19 protein-coding genes are annotated in these 16,513 nt (G+C 66.3%); 13 read left to right on the top strand and 6 right to left on the bottom strand.

The features are described from left to right. The first annotated feature begins 4 nt into the window (after positions 1 to 4). Genes B9Z03_RS22815 through B9Z03_RS22795 form a run of 5 tightly spaced genes read left to right on the top strand, consistent with a single transcriptional unit; the run spans position 5 to position 3,386 of the window. On the top strand, positions 5 to 967 hold the full coding sequence (locus B9Z03_RS22815) for a cation diffusion facilitator family transporter (protein ID WP_085466318.1): 963 nt from the start codon (positions 5 to 7) through the stop codon (positions 965 to 967). Between the two features lie 13 nt (positions 968 to 980). Next, positions 981 to 1,739 carry an SDR family oxidoreductase gene (locus B9Z03_RS22810; protein WP_085466317.1) on the top strand — a complete coding sequence of 253 codons (759 nt, stop codon included), beginning with the start codon at positions 981 to 983 and terminating at the stop codon, positions 1,737 to 1,739. Continuing rightward, a complete protein-coding gene (locus tag B9Z03_RS22805) occupies positions 1,739 to 1,942 on the top strand; it encodes a hypothetical protein (RefSeq protein ID WP_176247597.1) in 204 nt (67 codons plus the stop codon). The genes B9Z03_RS22810 and B9Z03_RS22805 overlap by 1 nt, the downstream gene beginning before the upstream one ends. After that, the gene (gene denD, locus B9Z03_RS22800; protein WP_085466316.1) at positions 1,942 to 2,904 is read left to right on the top strand and encodes a D-erythronate dehydrogenase; all 963 of its coding nucleotides are present in this window, start codon (positions 1,942 to 1,944) and stop codon (positions 2,902 to 2,904) included. The genes B9Z03_RS22805 and denD overlap by 1 nt, the downstream gene beginning before the upstream one ends. After that, positions 2,904 to 3,386, top strand: a complete 483-nt coding sequence (locus B9Z03_RS22795; RefSeq protein ID WP_085466315.1) for a hypothetical protein — start codon at positions 2,904 to 2,906, stop codon at positions 3,384 to 3,386. The genes denD and B9Z03_RS22795 overlap by 1 nt, the downstream gene beginning before the upstream one ends. A gap of 29 nt (positions 3,387 to 3,415) precedes the next feature. Here B9Z03_RS22795 and B9Z03_RS22790 read toward each other — a convergent pair whose 3' ends face one another. The 3 genes from B9Z03_RS22790 to B9Z03_RS22780 form a co-directional block, all read right to left on the bottom strand. After that, a complete protein-coding gene (locus tag B9Z03_RS22790; protein WP_085467822.1) occupies positions 3,416 to 4,561 on the bottom strand; it encodes a nickel/cobalt transporter in 1,146 nt (381 codons plus the stop codon). Positions 4,562 to 4,566: 5 nt separating this feature from the next. Further along, a complete protein-coding gene (locus tag B9Z03_RS22785; RefSeq protein WP_085466314.1) occupies positions 4,567 to 5,238 on the bottom strand; it encodes a DUF1007 family protein in 672 nt (223 codons plus the stop codon). A gap of 62 nt (positions 5,239 to 5,300) precedes the next feature. Next, positions 5,301 to 6,200, bottom strand: coding sequence for a LysR family transcriptional regulator (locus B9Z03_RS22780; protein ID WP_085466313.1), 900 nt, complete (start codon positions 6,198 to 6,200; stop codon positions 5,301 to 5,303). A gap of 212 nt (positions 6,201 to 6,412) precedes the next feature. Between B9Z03_RS22780 and B9Z03_RS22775 the strand changes: the two genes are divergently transcribed. Genes B9Z03_RS22775 through B9Z03_RS22765 form a run of 3 tightly spaced genes read left to right on the top strand, consistent with a single transcriptional unit; the run spans position 6,413 to position 9,031 of the window. Further along, on the top strand, positions 6,413 to 7,483 hold the full coding sequence (locus B9Z03_RS22775; protein WP_085466312.1) for a D-alanine--D-alanine ligase family protein: 1,071 nt from the start codon (positions 6,413 to 6,415) through the stop codon (positions 7,481 to 7,483). Positions 7,484 to 7,513: 30 nt separating this feature from the next. Further along, on the top strand, positions 7,514 to 8,080 hold the full coding sequence (locus tag B9Z03_RS22770; RefSeq protein WP_085466311.1) for a TetR/AcrR family transcriptional regulator: 567 nt from the start codon (positions 7,514 to 7,516) through the stop codon (positions 8,078 to 8,080). A 54-nt stretch (positions 8,081 to 8,134) separates the two neighbouring features. After that, positions 8,135 to 9,031 carry an alpha/beta fold hydrolase gene (locus B9Z03_RS22765; protein ID WP_085467821.1) on the top strand — a complete coding sequence of 299 codons (897 nt, stop codon included), beginning with the start codon at positions 8,135 to 8,137 and terminating at the stop codon, positions 9,029 to 9,031. A gap of 3 nt (positions 9,032 to 9,034) precedes the next feature. Here B9Z03_RS22765 and B9Z03_RS22760 read toward each other — a convergent pair whose 3' ends face one another. Together B9Z03_RS22760 and B9Z03_RS22755 are read right to left on the bottom strand one after the other, a co-directional pair. Beyond that, entirely contained in the window at positions 9,035 to 10,657 is a 1,623-nt protein-coding gene (locus B9Z03_RS22760) for an ABC-F family ATP-binding cassette domain-containing protein (protein ID WP_085466310.1), read from the bottom strand. 224 nt (positions 10,658 to 10,881) lie between these two features. Further along, positions 10,882 to 11,628: an SDR family oxidoreductase gene (locus B9Z03_RS22755; protein ID WP_085466309.1), complete on the bottom strand. Its 747-nt coding sequence runs from the start codon at positions 11,626 to 11,628 to the stop codon at positions 10,882 to 10,884. A gap of 93 nt (positions 11,629 to 11,721) precedes the next feature. Between B9Z03_RS22755 and B9Z03_RS22750 the strand changes: the two genes are divergently transcribed. Further along, on the top strand, positions 11,722 to 12,624 hold the full coding sequence (locus B9Z03_RS22750; RefSeq protein WP_085466308.1) for an AraC family transcriptional regulator: 903 nt from the start codon (positions 11,722 to 11,724) through the stop codon (positions 12,622 to 12,624). A 362-nt stretch (positions 12,625 to 12,986) separates the two neighbouring features. On the opposite strand, the gene B9Z03_RS29550 is transcribed toward B9Z03_RS22750, so the two are convergent. Beyond that, positions 12,987 to 13,220 (bottom strand): hypothetical protein, encoded by a 234-nt coding sequence (locus B9Z03_RS29550; RefSeq protein ID WP_139832369.1) that lies wholly within the window; start codon positions 13,218 to 13,220, stop codon positions 12,987 to 12,989. Here B9Z03_RS29550 and odc2 point away from each other — a divergent pair. The 4 genes from odc2 (at position 13,213) to B9Z03_RS22730 (ending at position 16,460) form a co-directional block, all read left to right on the top strand. Then, positions 13,213 to 14,346: an ornithine/lysine decarboxylase gene (gene odc2 / locus B9Z03_RS22745; RefSeq protein ID WP_085466307.1), complete on the top strand. Its 1,134-nt coding sequence runs from the start codon at positions 13,213 to 13,215 to the stop codon at positions 14,344 to 14,346. The genes B9Z03_RS29550 and odc2 overlap by 8 nt on opposite strands. A gap of 142 nt (positions 14,347 to 14,488) precedes the next feature. Continuing rightward, the gene (locus B9Z03_RS22740) at positions 14,489 to 15,049 is read left to right on the top strand and encodes a GNAT family N-acetyltransferase (protein ID WP_085466306.1); all 561 of its coding nucleotides are present in this window, start codon (positions 14,489 to 14,491) and stop codon (positions 15,047 to 15,049) included. Positions 15,050 to 15,307: 258 nt separating this feature from the next. Continuing rightward, positions 15,308 to 15,808 carry a MarR family winged helix-turn-helix transcriptional regulator gene (locus B9Z03_RS22735; RefSeq protein ID WP_085466305.1) on the top strand — a complete coding sequence of 167 codons (501 nt, stop codon included), beginning with the start codon at positions 15,308 to 15,310 and terminating at the stop codon, positions 15,806 to 15,808. After that, positions 15,789 to 16,460 (top strand): GNAT family N-acetyltransferase, encoded by a 672-nt coding sequence (locus tag B9Z03_RS22730; protein WP_085466304.1) that lies wholly within the window; start codon positions 15,789 to 15,791, stop codon positions 16,458 to 16,460. Before B9Z03_RS22735 ends, B9Z03_RS22730 begins: the two co-directional genes overlap by 20 nt. Positions 16,461 to 16,513 lie beyond the last annotated feature (53 nt).

Below are 16,513 nucleotides of genomic sequence, written 5' to 3'. Positions count from 1 at the left end.
TGCCATGTCAGGCCATCACGACCACCACGATCATCACGACCATGCGCACGGGCACGAAGGCCATTCGCACGGCGGACATTCCCACGATCATGCCGAAGGTGCCGACAAGACGCGTGTGTTCATCGCGGCGCTGCTCACCGGCGGCTTCATGGTCGCCGAGGCCATCGGCGGACTGGTGACGGGATCGTTGGCGCTGATCGCGGACGCCGGCCATATGCTGACCGATTCGATCGCACTCTGGCTCGCCTGGTTCGCGTTCAGGCTGGCGGAACGGCCAGCGACGATGCGCATGACCTACGGCTTCGGACGGGTGAAGACGCTTGTCGCCTATACCAACGGCATCACCATCTTCGCGATCGCGGTGTGGATCTGCTACGAGGCGGTGCTCCGTTTCATGAACCCGCCCCCGGTTCTGGCAGGGCCGATGTTCTGGGTTGCGGTTCTCGGTCTGGTCGTCAACATCGCCGGTTTCCTCGTGCTGCACGGCGGCGACCGCAACAGCCTCAACATGCGCGGCGCGCTGGTCCATGTCATCGGCGATATGCTGGGCTCTGTCGCGGCCATCGCCGCGGCCATCATCATCCTTTTGACCGGCTGGACGCCGATCGACCCGATCCTCTCGGTGCTGGTGGCGCTGCTGATCCTGTCGACCGCCTGGCGGCTGATGAAGGAGGCCGCCCATGTCCTTCTGGAAGGGGTCCCCGCAAACGTCGACCGGGATGCCGTGGCCAAGGACATTGAGAGCGGCGTGAAGGGGGTGCGGGAAGTGCACCACATGCATGTCTGGTCGATGGACGGATCGCGCAACATGGCGACCCTGCACGCCTGCCTCAACGACGGTGCGGACGCCTTCGGCGTTGTGACGGCGATCAAGCAGCGGCTTGCATCGCGCCACGGCATCGGCCATGCCACTGTCGAGGTGGAGTATGGCGCCTGCGCCGACGGGAGTGCGGCGCACCGGCACTGACGGGAGGAACTCGATGGCGGGCAGGCTGAAGGGAAAGATCGCGGTCGTCACGGCCGCCGGCCAGGGGATCGGCCGCGCGATCGCGGAGGCGTTCATTGCCGAAGGTGCAACGGTCTTCGCCTCCGACATCGCGCGCGACAAGCTGGATGGGCTGGCGCGGGCGAAGAAGGCGAAGCTCGACGTCCTGTCGACAAAGGCGGTCGAGGCCTATGCCGCCAAGGTCGGCGAGGTCGACATCCTGGTGAACGTGGCGGGCTTCGTGCATCACGGCACCGTGCTCGACGCGAGCGACAGGGATTTCGACTTCTCCTTCGATCTCAACGTCAAATCGATGCACCGGACGATCCGCGCCTTCCTGCCGGGTATGCTGGCGCGGGCGAAGGCAAATGGAAGCTCCGGCTCGATCATCAATCTATCCTCCGGCGCTTCCTCGCTCAAAGGTGCGCCGAACCGTTACGTCTACGGCGCGACGAAGGCGGCCGTGATCGGCCTCACCAAATCCGTCGCGGTCGACTTCATCCGCCAGGGCATCCGCTGCAACGCGATCTGTCCCGGCACGGTCCGCTCGCCGTCTTGGGAGGGGCGGGTGGAAGATCTCGGCAAATCGGTCGGCGGCAAGGACAAGGCGATGGAAATGTTCGTGTCGCGCCAGCCGATGGGCCGCGTCGGCGAGGCCTCGGAGATCGCGGCGCTGGCCGTCTACCTCGCCGCGGCCGAGTCCGCCTTCACCACCGGAACCGCCATTCCAATCGACGGAGGCTGGACGCTCTGATGGACCCGCGCACCCGCAATTCGGCGATCGCCGCCTTGGTCATCCTGCTCGGCTTTGGCATCGTCGCCTTCTACCTGCCGAAGATCATGCTCTTCGTCGGCGAGCGCTCGCCCGTCGCAGCCGGCGGCGTCGCCGTCCTCTTCGTGCTCGCCTTCTTCCTGGTGTTCTGGCTGCGCGGCCGCGCGCAGGGTGGGGGACGCTGATGCGCATCCTGGTAACCGGTGCGGCCGGCATGATCGGCCGCAAGCTGGTCGCCCGGCTCGCAAGAGACGGCGAGGTCGCCGGCAAGCCGATCGCCGCGCTCGACCTGCACGACATCGTCGCGGCCGATCTCGTTTCCATTGCCGACGCAGAGACTTCGGTCTTCGTCGGCGACATCGCCAGCCCCGACACTGTCGACATGCTGGTCTCGCGCCGGCCGGACGTCATCTTCCATCTCGCCGGCGTCGTGTCCGGCGAGGCGGAAGCCAATTTCGACCTTGGCTACCGGGTCAACCTCGACGGCACGCGGATGCTGTTCGACGCGATCCGGCTGGCGGACTACCGTCCGCGCGTCGTCTTCACCTCCTCCATCGCGGTGTTCGGGGCGCCGTTCCCGGATGTCATCCCCGACGATTTCCACCCGACGCCGATGACCTCCTACGGCACGCAGAAGCTGATCGGCGAGGCGCTCCTGTCCGACTACACGCGCCGCGGCTTCATGGACGGCATCGGCATCAGGCTACCCACCATCTGCGTGCGGCCGGGCAAGCCCAACAAGGCGGCCTCGGGCTTCTTCTCCGGCATCATCCGCGAGCCGCTCAACGGGCAGGAGGCGATCCTGCCGGTGCCGCGCTCCGTGGTGCACACGCATGCGAGCCCCCGCTCGGCGGTAGGCTTCCTGATCCGCGCGGCCGGCATCGACGGCGATCTCGTCGGGCCGAGGCGCAACCTCAACATGCCGGGCGTGGGCGTGACGGTCGGCGAGCAGATCGAGGCGCTGGAGCGGGTCGCGGGCTCGAACGTGGTCAGCCTCATCCGCGAGGCGCCCGACGAGGCCGTGTGGTCGATCGTCAGAAACTGGCCGACCCGCTTCGAGGCGCGGCGGGCGCGCGAACTCGGCTTCGAGGCGGAGACCAGCTTCGACGAGATCGTGAAGGTCTATGTCGAGGAGGAACTCGCCTGATGGATTGGCTCCTCGCTGGCCTGATCGATCTTCCCAGTTGGGTGATCCATGGTCTCGTGGGGGCGATCCTGGGAGGGCTCGGCGGCCTGATCGGGGGAGCACTGCAGAGGGTTTTGCGGATTCCCCACCTGGCGTCCGTCCTTGCGGTCGTCGGAGCTGTCGCAAGCACTCAGGTCACCAAGTCGGTCGTCATTCCGCGTATCATCACAGCCAGCCTTAACGCTGACCTGCCGAAAAAGGGCGACGAGGTGACGACCATCGTGCGGATCGACTACGACGGCCGGCGCTATGTCTATCATTACGAATTGGACGACAGCCTTCCGAATGTCACCGCTGAAACGATGAAGACCGGCCTTCTGTCCGATCTATGCGCGCATTGGAAACCGGAATTCGCCGCCGGCAGGGTCAACGGCGCGGACTACAACTACCGGCTTCGCGGCGAAGTCATCTCATTCACGATCGAGCCGAGCGACTGCCCCTAGCCGATCGTTTGGCCCTCGCGAGAGATAACTCAAACCGTCGCCATCAGCAGCGTCAGGCCGATCAGAAAGACCAAGGCGGCGCCTGCGATTTCGACTGCGACGTGAATACGGTTGCCGATACGGCCGTCGCCGGCAATCGTCACCGCCACGTTCTTCGCCGTCACCGCGAGCGTCGCGAGCGCCGAAACGGTGATGGCGGTGCCAACGGCCATGGCCAACACCGAGGCGATGCCGGCGACCCAGAGGCCGTTCAGGAAAGCGAAGGTCAGCACGATCAGCGCGCCGGAGCAGGGACGGATGCCGACGGATGCAACGGCGGCCCAGGCGGCGCGCCAGTCGAACCGCTCCGACGACAGCAGAGCCGGGTCGGGCGCATGGCTGTGTCCGCAGCTCTCGCAGACCTCGCCCGGGCCGTGAGCATGATGCGCGTGATCATGATGGTGGTGTGCATGGGAGTGCGCGTGATGGTCGTGCCCGTCATGGCCATGCCCATGATGGTCGTGACCATGCGAGTGGGCATGTGCGGTCGCGTGCGAATGGCTATGGTCATGGCCATGGTGATGGCCGGCATGCGCATGGGCGACGGCGGCGGAAAGGCTGTGGGCCGGGCGGCCGGACAGGCGCGAGACCAGCCGCGCCCCGGCCTTCTTCCACAGCAGCCAGGCGCCGAAGGCGGTGACCAGCACATAGCTCGACACTTCGAGGAACCAGGTCGCGTCGGTCATCGAGACGCTGGTGCCGCGCAACAGGAAATAGACCAGCGTCATCACCACGATCGCGGTCGCGGCCTGCAGGAAGGCGGAAATGAAGGAGAGCAGGATGCCGCGCCGCAGCGCCACCTCGTTGGCCAGCATATAGGAGGAGATAACCGCCTTGCCGTGTCCGGGGCCGGCGGCGTGGAAGATGCCGTAGGCAAAGGACAGGCCGACCAGCAGCCAGGCCCCGCCACCGCCGTCGCGCATCGACTTCATCGCCGTGGTGAGCTGGCGGTAGAAGCCCTGCTGCTGGGCGTTGATCCAGTTGAGCACGCCAGAGAAGAAGCCGGTGGAGGGCAGCACGGCCTCGTTGGTGCCGATGCCGAGCGAACTCGCAGCGTGGGCGTGGGCGGCGAAATGCGTCAGTACGTAAGCCGCCGCCAGTGTTGCAAATGCGATCCGCACCGTCTTCTGCTGCATGTCGTTCAACCCTGTGCCTGGCAGGTGATCTCCAGCTTGGTCGCGAAGATCTTGCTCATGTCAGTGCCCGCCGGATCGTTGAAGAACTCGTCGGTCAGCGTCGCCTGGTTCTGCGAGATCGCCTCGTCGGGGTCGGGACGGATCACCTGGCGCTTGCAGGAGGTGGGCAGCGCGTCGACCTTCATGTTGTCGTCTTCCGTGAAGTCGATTGCCGTGTAGAAGGTCGGGTCGTAGACGCCGAAATCGATCTTGCCGGAGAGCGGGAACGGCGCTTTCGGCTTCGATTCGAACAGGACGATGAGCTGGTTGTCCTCGAGCGTGGCGATCAGATGGTCGGGCGCGTTCATCGCCACATCCTTGCCGTCCGCCTCGACCAGCTGGAAGTAGTTGTATTCGGCGAGCGACTCGAAGATCGTCTTCGACACTTCCGCCAGCTCCGCCTCGTCGAGCTTCAGGTCCTTGTTGGTGTCGAACTCGACCAGAACGGTCGAGGAGAACAGGTCGTCGAAGCGCCAGACATGGCGGAGCGACGAGACGTTGTGCGAGTGGTCGAGCTTCACCTCGAGGCTGGCCTCGGCGAAGACGTGCGGATGGACCCAGGCGGGCGCCGACCACAGCAGGGCGGCCGACAGGGTCGTCGCCGCCACGATCCATCGCTTCGATTCAGGAAATGGCATCCGTCCCCTCGTGTCCGCGAGCCCCGCGACAAATGCCTTCCAATGGGGGCGAAATTGGGACATCAGGCGGCGTCGTACTTCTTGAACCACTGGGCGAGGTAGTCGACGAAGACCCTGACCTTGGCCGGCAGGTAGCGCCGGTGCGGATAGACGGCGAAGATGCCGCCGCCGGTCGGCACGAACTCGTCGAGGACCGAGACCAGCGTCCCGTCCTCCAGCGCCGGCCGGGCAATGAAGTCGGGCATGGTGGCGAAGCCGAGCCCGGCGACCGCCGCCGCGCGCACGGATTGCGGGCTGTTGACCTCCAGCCTTCCGGTCACCGGCACGGTGATCGGCTCGCCTGCCTCGTTGACGAAGGGCCAGTTGGACAGCCAGCGCCCGTTGGTGTCGATCACGCAGGGCATGCGCGTCAGGTCCTGCGGCCGCATCGGCCGGCCGACTTTCTCGATCAGCTCCGGCGCGCCACAGATCCTGATGCCGAAGGGGGCGAGCTTGCGGGCGATCAAAGAGGAGCTTTCGAGCCGGGTGATGCGGATGGCGAGGTCGTAGCCTTCCTCCACCAGGTCGACGAAGCGGTCGTCCAGATGGATGTCCAGAACGATGTCCGGGTGCTCCTTGGCGAAGTCGATCATCGACTGGCCGATCGGCGCGTCGGCGAAGGTGCGCGGCGCGGTGAGCTTGATGCGGCCGCGCACGTCGCCGGACGAATCGCGCACCGTGTCCGCTAGGCTGTCGATCTCACGCAGTATCTCCGAGGCGCGCTTGTAATAGGTGTGGCCTGCCTCGGTGAGCGAGAACTGGCGCGTGGTGCGGTTGAGCAGCAGCGCGCCGAGCTCGTCCTCCAGCTCGCGAACATATTTCGACAGCAACGCCTTGGAGCGGCCGATCTTGCGCGCGGCGGCGGAGAAGCCCTCGGCCTCCACCACGTCGATGAAAGCGCGCATGCGGGTGAGCGTGTCCATGTTCGCACCGTCGTTTACGAATCGGGAACGGCAGAAGCCGGATCGTTCGAGATTTATGGCAGGAGCGAAGGCGGGAGGGAAGTAAGAGAGCGGCGGGCGGAGGGTGCTTGCCGCCTGGGTTTCGGTCACAAGGAAGCGGCGGCGCTTTCCGCTTGCGGGGAGGAGGGCATCGGGACTAGGCGGGAGTCGAACAGAATCGCCGGGACGCCTTCATGACCAACACCGAAAGACTCCGCATCGCCGTCCTGTTCGGCGGCCGCTCCTCCGAACACGAGGTTTCGGTGATGTCGGCGACGAACGTCATGGCGGCTCTCGATCCGGCGAAATATGACGCCGTCCCCGTCTACATCACGCGCGAGGGCCGTTGGCTGGCGAGCAGCTTCGCCGACGGAGCGCTGGCCAGGCCGGACAGTGGCACGGAGCTTTGCCTGACCGCGGGCGGGCAGGGCCGGCTGCTGGCGATCGAGGCGGGTGCTGCGCGCGACTTGCCTCCGGTCGACATCGTCTTCCCGGTGCTGCATGGCCTCAACGGCGAGGACGGATCGGTGCAAGGGCTGGCGCAGGCGGCGCGCGTGCCGCTTGCCGGCTGCGGCATCCTCGGCTCGGCGGTGGCGCTCGACAAGGACATCGCCAAGCAGCTGCTGCTCCAGGCCGGCGTGCCCGTCGCGCGGTCGCTGACGGTCATCGAGGGCTCTGCTCCGTCCTTCGCCGAGGTGAAGGCGGCGCTCGGTCTGCCGGTGTTCGTCAAGCCGGCCCGGCACGGCTCCTCGGTCGGCGTCAGCAAGGTGTCCGACGAGGCGGGCTACACGGCAGCGCTGGATCTCGGCTTCCGCCATGACGACAAGCTGCTGGTGGAAGAGTTCATCAAGGGCCGGGAGATCGAGCTCGCCGTGCTCGAGGCCCCCGAGGGCGGATTGTTCGTCTCGCGGCCGGGCGAGATCGCGCCGGCGGAAAGCCACGGCTTCTACAGCTACGACGCGAAATATATCGACGCCGACGGGGCGAAGATCATCGTTCCGGCTCAGCTTCCGGCGGAGGTTGAGGAGCGGCTGAAAGAGTTGGCGGCACAGGCGTTTAGGGCGACGGGCTGCGATGCGATGGCGCGCGTCGACTTCTTCGTCACGGAGGATTTCGGCATCCGCCTCAACGAGCTCAACACCATCCCCGGCTTCACCAACATCTCGATGTATCCGAAGGCAATGGCCGCGAGCGGTATCGACTACCCCACGCTCATCGACCGGCTCGTGGCGCACGGGCTGGCGCGGGCGGCTCGCACAGGCTGACGGCTGCCATGAGGCGGAAAGGGTTGCGCGATGCCACGCAAGAAGACCGCCAGTGACGACGACGTCCTCGATGCAGCGAATGCAGTGCTCGCGGAGGCGGGGTCCACGAACTTCACGTTGGCCGACGTCGCCCGGAAAGTGGCGCTTTCGCGTGCGGCGCTGATCCAGCGCTTCGACAATCGCGAGACGATCCTGCGCATGATGGCGGAACGCGAGGTCGTCGCGACGAAGGCCTATCTGGCATCGATCCCGATAGAGCAAGGCCTCGACGGGCTTTGGCGTTTCCTTCGCGAGATCATCGACAGCATGGGCTCGGGCGAAGGGTTTTCCGTCCGCATCCTCATCGCCTTCATGGAGAGCCGCGAAGCCGCCCTGCGCGCCTGCGCCGCGGAACGCTACCGGTTGGTGCAGGAGGCTATCGCGCTCCGGCTGCCAGATGTCGCCGACCGGGATGAGCTGGCGCTGCACCTGCACGCGGTGATTGCCGGCGCCACGATGCAGTGGGTTGCCACGCAAGAAGGTGACCTGTCGGCCTATGTCCGCCGGCGCGCTGCGGAGGCGATCATGATCCGCTTCCCGGACTTCGTCGCAGCTTGACACGCCTTGGCATTATTTATAACTGACGCGTTAGTTATAAATGAGGGGGCGATGATGAGCGCTGGTCCTTTGCCCGACATTCCGAAGCCCTCCGCGTCCGGCTGCCCGGCGGTCGTCCGCTCCGGCGAGGTGCTTCTGGCCGCCGAGACGTTCGGTTCGCCCAGCGACCCGGCGCTCGTCCTCGTCATGGGAGCCACCGCGTCGATGATGTGGTGGCCCGAGGAGCTGTGTCGCGCGCTGGCCGCTCGTGGGTTTCACGTCGTCCGATACGATCACAGAGACACGGGACGCTCGACCAATGGCATGCCGGATTATTCCGTCGAGGAAATGATGCAGGATCTGGTGGCCGTCCTTGACCACTACCGGATCGAGCGAGTGCATCTCATCGGCACGTCCTTGGGCGCGTTGATCTGCCAGATGGTGGCGTTGTCGTTCCCGCAGAGGGTGAGGTCGTTGACCCTGATCGCCGCCGAACCGCTCGGATGGACGGGACCGGACCTGCCTGGAATGGCACCGGAGGTGTCGGCCCATTTCGGCCGTCTGGCCACACTCGACTGGACCTCGCGCACGGCGGTGGCCGATTTCATGCTCGGCGTGGCGCGGCTCTGCGCCGCGACGAGTTCAGCCTTCGACGAGAAGCGCGAGCGGTTGCGGATCGAAGCCGAGATGGATCGGGCGCGAGAGATGCGAAGCGCCTTCAACCACAGCAGGATCGGGCTGCGCGGCGATTGGAGCGGCGCGATCGGGCGGATCGGACAGCCCGTCCTCGTGATCCATGGCGCCGAGGATCCGGTTGTGCCGATCGACAACGGCCGGGCAATCGCCTCGACCGCCCGCAATGCGCGGCTCCTCGAACTGAGCGGCGTAGGACATGAGCTGCCGGAGCGGGCGATCGTCCCGATCGTCGAGGCGATCGCCGACTTCGTAGCGCTCACCGACCCGTCCAACTGAGCTTCAGCTTCTCAAGCCGGGCGCTTCCTGACCGGTACGCTGAACGTATTCCGTGTAGCCGCCGCCATAGGCCTCGATGCCGTCCGGCGTCAGCTCAAGCACGCGGTTCGACAGCGCGGCGAGGAAATGGCGGTCGTGGCTGACGAACAGCATCGCGCCCTCGTACCGCGACAAGGCCTCGATCAGCATCTGTTTTGTCGCGATGTCGAGGTGGTTGGTCGGCTCGTCCAGCACCAGGAAGTTCGGCGGGTCGAACAGCATCTTGGCCATCACCAGCCGCGCCTTTTCGCCGCCCGACAGTACGCGGCACTTCTTCTCGATCTCGTCGCCATGGAAGCCGAAGCAGCCGGCGAGCGCGCGCAGCGGCGCCTGGCCCGCTTGCGGGAAGGAATCCTCCAGCGACTGCAGCACCGTATGGTCGCCGTCGAGCAGGTCCATCGCGTGCTGGGCGAAATAGCCCATCTTGACGCTCGGTCCCCGCGCCACCGTGCCGGCATCCGGCTCCGACGCGCCGGCGATGAGCTTCAGCAGCGTCGACTTGCCCGCGCCGTTGACGCCCATGACGCACCAGCGCTCGCGGCGGCGGACCTGGAAGTCGAGGCCGTCATAGATCGTGCGGCTGCCATAGCTCTTCGAGACGTTCTTCAGCGTCGCGACGTCCTCGCCCGAGCGGGGTGCTGCCTGGAACTCGAAGCGGACGGTCTGCTGGCGCTTGGGCGGCTCGACCTTCTCGATCTTGTCCAGCTTCTTGACGCGGCTCTGCACCTGCGCGGCGTGGCTGGCGCGCGCCTTGAAGCGCTCGATGAAGGCGATCTCCTTGGCGAGCATCGCCTGCTGGCGCTCGAACTGCGCCTGCTGCTGCACGTCGGCCAGCGCGCGCTGCTCGCGGTAGAACTCGTAGTCGCCGGAATAGGAGGTCAGCGTGCCGCCGTCGATCTCGATGATCTTGCCGACGATCCGGTTCATGAACTCGCGGTCGTGCGAGGTCATCAGGATCGCGCCGTCGAAGCCCTTCAGATAGGATTCCAGCCAGATCAGGCTTTCGAGGTCGAGATGGTTCGACGGCTCGTCCAGCAGCATCATGTCGGGCCGCATCAACAGGATCTTGGCGAGCGCGACGCGCATCTTCCAGCCGCCCGACAGCTTGGCCACGTCGCCGTTCATCATCTCGTCCGAGAAGCCGAGGCCGCCCAGCACCTCGCGCGCGCGGCCGTCGAGCGCATAGCCGTCGAGCTCGTCGAACTTGGCCTGCACCTCGCCGTAGCGGGCGATGATCTCGTCCATCCGGTCAGCCTGGTCCGGATCGCCCATCGCGGCCTCCAGCTCGGCCATCTCGGCCGCCAGCGCGCTGACGGGGCCGACGCCGTCCATGACCTCGACCACCGCGCTGCGGCCGGACATCTCGCCGACGTCCTGGCTGAAATAGCCGATGCGGACGCCCTTATCGATCGAGACCTGGCCTTCGTCCGGCTGCTCCTCGCCGTTGATCATGCGGAACAGCGTCGTCTTGCCGGCGCCGTTGGGGCCGACGAGACCGACCTTCTCGCCGCGCTGCACCGTGGCCGACGCCTCGATGAAGACGATCTGCTTGCCGTTCTGCTTGGAGATGGATTCGAGACGGATCATGCGTGCCCAGCCGAGAGGAATCCGGCCGTCGCGACCGTCAGGAAGCGGTGCCTAAACCATTCCGGGCGATCGAGCGCAAGAGGCTGATGCCGTATCGGGGTCGGGCGGGACGCATGGTCGCGGCGTGATGCACATGCCATGCGCCGACCCCTTGCCCGCGCCTTCCTGCGCCGCGCAGCGGCCGCCACCGCCGGCGCGTGGCGGGAACCTGACGTGAGCGCAGCCTATGCGGCCAGGGCCACGGCATCCGCTCCGGCATACAGGCGCATCGGACAGTTTGGGTCGGTCGCGGCACGCCAGACGGCATCTACAACGTCGCGCGCCTGTGTCAGGTCGGCCGTGTCTCCGGCCCATCCGGCGAACACGTTCCGGGCCAGTTCGCCATAGGCATCGGGAATGCCGCCGGAGGCCTGCATCCGCGTCCGCGCATTTTCGCCAAAGCGGGTGACGGGCGCGCGGCCGGGCAGGACGATCCGCACCCGGATGTTGAACGGTTCGAGCTCAAGGGCAACGGATTCGGTGAACGCGTTCACCGCCGCCTTGCTCGCCGTGTAGACCGACAGAAGCGGGAGCGGCTTCAGCGTCACGCTGGACGAGACATTAACGACGACGCCGCCCTTGCGCGCCCGGAACCCAGGCAGCACCGCCTGCATCATCGCCATGGTTCCGAGCGTGTTGGTCTCGAACACGTCGTGCGCCGTGTCCAGGCTGGTCCCTTCCAGCGCGTTCAGCCAGCCGATGCCGGCATTGTTGACCAGGACATCGATGTCGCCCGCGGCCTCGACGGCGCTGCGGATGCTGTCCGGATCCCTGACGTCTAGGCCGACGACCTGGAGATTTTTAGAGGCAGGCAAAAGGTCGGCGCGCGGCGTGCGCATCGTCGCGATTACCCTCCAGCCCTCCTGCAGGAAATGCCGCGCGATCTCCAGGCCGAAGCCGGACGAGCAACCAGTGATGAGAACGGTCTTCATGAAACACTCCTTTTTGTGAGTGCCCGAAGCCTAGATCGAGGGGGCGATACTTGATATAATGGAAAGTCCATATCTCATTATCGAAAGTGTCGAATGTCAGAGCCCCTGTCGGACGTTGTCGCCTTGCTGCAGCCCTGCGCGCGCGTGGCGAAGGTGGTGAGCGGTGTGGGCGCCTGGCGGGTTCGCCGGGATGCCACGGGCCAGCCCTTCTATTGCCTGCTGCTCGACGGATCGTCCCGCCTTTCAGTAGACGGCCGCGACCTGGTCATCCTCCACGCCGGCGACTTCGTCCTGATCCCGGCGGCGCGGGGGTTCACGATGTCGAGCATGCAGGAAATGGGTCCAGGGGACGTCGATGCGCCGACCGTCGTCTCGGGGTCGAACGAGATCCGGCATGGGGATCCGAATGTGCCGGCCGACGTGCGCTTGCTCGTCGGCCACTTCGGCTTCGGGTCGCCGGATGCGGATCTGCTGGTGTCGCTGCTGCCCGAACTCGTCCATGTCCGCGGCGACAGGCGACTGTCGGCCATCGTCGAACTGGTGACGGACGAGGCCCGCTCCGACCGGCCGGCGCGAGACGCGATCCTGCAGCGGCTGCTGGAAGCCTTGCTCCTGGAGGCGTTGCGCTCCGGCGCGCGAACATCGATGCCTGCCGGCCTGCTGCGCGGACTTGGCGACGAGCGCCTCGCTTCGGCGCTTCGACGGCTGCACGAGGATCCGACAAAGGGCTGGACCGTCGAATCGCTGGCGCGAGAGGCCTCGCTGTCCCGGTCGGCCTTTTTCATCAGGTTCCGCAATGCCATGGGGGTCGCCCCCATGGAATATGTTCTGTCCTGGCGCATGGCGCTCGCCAAGAATCTCCTGCGGCAGAGCGGCATCGGGATGCAGGAGATTGCCGAGCGCGTCGGATATGGCTCCGCAAGCGCCTTCAGCACCGCCTTCACCCGGTTCGTGGGTGTGCCGCCGTCGCGATATGTCGGGCAGGGGACCGCCTAGGCGCATGTCGTGCGGACGTGCTCCTTACCTGTCTGAAAAGCGCTGCGCCGGAAACGCCGGAATCCTCCGGCGAAACAACCCGTTAACATCTGCCGCGACCTCACGAAAAAAATCCGCCCCGCCCCTACTTTTTCCTTGATTGTGACACCCTCTCTCATTACATCCGCGCTTGCCCAAAGTCGCACGTGCCTGTGGGCGTCCCCCGAACCTCGGAATGGCGAGGCGAGGGCAGGTAACTGGGGAGTAACGAACCCGGTCGGTTCAGCGGCCAACCGCCGATCCGAGGACGCCTTGAAGCAACGACGGTGCGGGCCTTGTTGGAAGCCGGTTGTCCACATGCCGGTCTCCTCTGAGGCACACCCTCATTGCCGGCAGTGCGGACGGGTCTCCCCTCCAAGCCAAGGCAGACAAAGCGAACCGAGGTCGGGCTGACCAAGGTTCATCGCCGCGAGACGGCTTTCGATGGTTCCGGGGTCTCCACCGGCTGGTTCCATCGGATACGCGTCCCGCCTTTGTTTGACCGCGACAGCGAGGCTGCGTGCCCGCTCGCTCGCAGCAATGGCGCGCATCCGCGCGACGGAGAGACCGATGGCCACTCAGCGCATCCTCGACTTCCTCGCCACCCGACGTCCGTCCGGCCCCTGCCTGGTGGTCGACCTCGACGTCGTGGCCGACAATTTCCGTGCCTTCGAGAAGGCGCTGCCGGAAAGCAAGATCTACTACGCGGTGAAGGCAAACCCGGCGCCGGAGATCCTGCGCCTGCTTGCCTCGATGGGATCGTCCTTCGACACCGCGAGCGTTGCCGAAGTCGAGATGGCGATGGATGCGGGCGCGCCCGCGGACCGCATCTCCTTCGGCAACACCATCAAGAAGGAGCGCGACATTGCGCGCGCCTACGAGCTCGGCATCCGCCTCTTCGCGGTCGACTGCGTCGAGGAAGTGGAGAAGATCGCGCGTGTCGCTCCCGAGGCCCGTGTGTTCTGCCGCGTGCTCACCGACGGCGAGGGCGCCGAGTGGCCGCTGTCGCGCAAGTTCGGCTGCGTGCCGGCGATGGCGGTCGACGTGCTGCGCCATGCGAAGTCGCTCGGCCTCGACGCCTATGGCGTGTCGTTCCACGTCGGCTCGCAGCAGACCAACCTCGACGCCTGGGACAAGGCGCTGGGCGATGCCAAGCGCGTGTTCTCGACGCTCGCCGAGGAAGGCATCGCGCTGAAGATGGTCAACATGGGCGGCGGCTTCCCGACGCGCTACCTGAAGGACGTGCCGACCGCGCAGGCCTATGGTCAGTCGATCTTCGAGGCGCTGTCGAAGCATTTCGGCAACCAGATCCCGGAGACGATCATCGAGCCGGGCCGCGGCATGGTCGGCAATGCGGGCGTCATCAAGTCGGAGGTCGTGCTGATCTCGCGGAAGTCGGCGAACGACAACGTGCGCTGGGTCTATCTCGACATCGGCAAGTTCGGCGGTCTCGCCGAGACGATGGACGAGGCGATCCGCTATCCGATCTCGACCGCGCATGACGGCACCGAGACGGCGCCCTGCGTGCTCGCCGGCCCGACCTGCGATTCGGCCGACGTGATGTACGAGAAGACGCCGTATCCGATGCCGCTGTCGCTGACGATCGGCGACGAGGTGCTGATCGAGGGCACGGGCGCCTACACGACCACCTATTCGGCGGTGGCGTTCAACGGCTTCGAGCCGCTCCGGGCCTACGTCATCTGACGAGCCCGGCCCGGCTTCCGGGCTGCACAGAAATGCGACAGGCGAGGCGTTCTGCCTCGCCTGGGACAATCGACCAGATCCACCGATTCTCCTGCAACTCTCGCTTTGGGGGTGCGTTGACGCACACCTGAGGACAGAAAAAATGAACGCAGTGCCTGCCCCTTCCATCGCTTTCGCCTTCACGATCGAGACCGAATCCGCCCGTGACATCGCCGCTCGCGAGGCGTTGCTGGACCGCGCCATGGGCCCGGGCCGCAAGCGTAAGTCGTCGGAGAAGATCCGCCGCGGCCGCCTGCCCGCCGAAGGCCTCGCCTTCGTCGCGCGCAACGAGGACGGGCGCGTGATGGGCACGGTCAGGCTGTGGGATGTCGAGGCGGGCGACAGGCGCGCCCTCCTGCTCGGCCCGCTGGCGGTCGACCCGTCGCTGAAGTCGGCCGGCATCGGCTCGGCGCTCATGAAGCACGCGATCGCGGAAGCCGCGCGTCTCGGGCACGGCGCCGTCCTGCTGGTCGGCGACGCGCCGTACTACGCGCGCTTCGGCTTCTCGGCTGAAAAGACCGATACGCTTGCCATGCCCGGCCCCTACGAGAAGCACCGCTTCCTCGCGCTGGAACTGCGGGACGGCTCGCTCGATGGCGCGCACGGGGTGCTGAAGGCCGCGGGGCGCAGGAGCGAGGCGACAAAGGTGGCCGTGGCGGCCTGAGTTCTGATTCATGAAGGCCACGGGGCGGGTGGTCGCTAGCGGACGCGCCACGTTCCGGCTGTCTCTCCGCTCCGTCATCCTCGGCCTTGAGCCGAGGATCTATTGACGCCGGTGATTACGAGAAATGGCGAAGCAAACGTGCCGGCGGCAGCAGATCCTCAGCTCAAGGCCGAGGATGACGCCGCACTGCCGGCTGCTTGACGCCCCACTCCATACGCATTTATATTACTGATTATATAACTGCCTATGGAGATCCCGATGGTCGAGGACGTCGTACGCGCGCTGGGCTATCTGTGCCTCGGTACCCGGTTTCGCCGCATTGGCGAGCGGCTGCAGGCGGACACGCAGAAGATCATCGACGAGCATGACGGACCGGTGCAGCCGGCGCTCCATCCGCTGCTCGCCGCGCTCGACAGGCTGGGGCCGCTCGGCATTGGCGAGATCGCCGAGGCGCTGGGGATCACGCAGCCCGGTGCGACGCGGTCGGTGTCGGAACTGACCAAGATGGGCCTGGTCGCGGCCGACGCGCCGCCGGACGACCAGCGTCGACGGGTCATCACGCTGACAGAGGCCGGGAGGGAGGCGGTCCATCAAGGCAAGACCGTCATCTGGCCGCGCATCGAGGCGGCGGTGGCCGAGCTCTGCCGCGACCTGCCGGGAGATTTCCTGCAGCAACTCACGACGATCGAGGACAGGCTGGCCGACATGCCGCTGGCGCGAAGGGGCGGGGAGGGTGGTCATGGCGCATCTTCTCGATAGGCCGATCTGGACATCGCTCCTGTGGCGTCACGCGGCGCTGGCCGAGGGCGGGGCGCTGGCGAAGCGCTATCCCGCCGACATGTCCGCCTTCGCGGCGACGGGCGACGAGACGGAGGAGAGCATCGCGGCGCTCGGTGAGCTCGGCGGGACGTTGCTGCTCGTGCAGAAAGATCCGCTCGTCTTCCCCGCCGGCTTCGAGCCGGTCTCGCAGGCGACGCTGGTGCAGATGGTGGCGGACGCGCCCGTCGCCTTCGCCGACGATGCGCGCATCCGGCCGCTCGCTCTTGGCGACGCGGCTGACATGCTGGAACTGGCGATGCTGACCAAGCCCGGGCCGTTCTCGCTCAGGGCACAGGATTTCGGCCCGTTCTGGGGCATCCGCCAGAATGGCCGGCTGATCGCCATGGCCGGCCAGCGGCTCGGGCCGAAAGGACTGCGGGAACTCAGCGGCGTCTGCGTGCATCCGGACGCGCAGGGCCAAGGGCTCGGGCGGCTGATGTCGCTCTATGGAGCACGCAAGATCCAGGAGGCGGGGGAAACCGCCTTCCTGCACGCCTATGCGACCAACATGCCCGCGATCAGGCTCTACGAGTCCATCGGGTTCCAGCTGCGCGAGACGATGAACATGGCGCTCATCCGCAGGGAGGGGTGATCACGACGCCTTTCGATCTTGACATCGGCGGCTCGTCCCGGCGACGACAGGCA

This window comes from Mesorhizobium australicum, assembly GCF_900177325.1.
Lineage (GTDB): Bacteria > Pseudomonadota > Alphaproteobacteria > Rhizobiales > Rhizobiaceae > Mesorhizobium_A > Mesorhizobium_A australicum_A.
The sequence above is the reverse complement of the archived record's forward strand: the minus strand, read 5'-3'. Positions and strand labels throughout refer to the sequence as shown.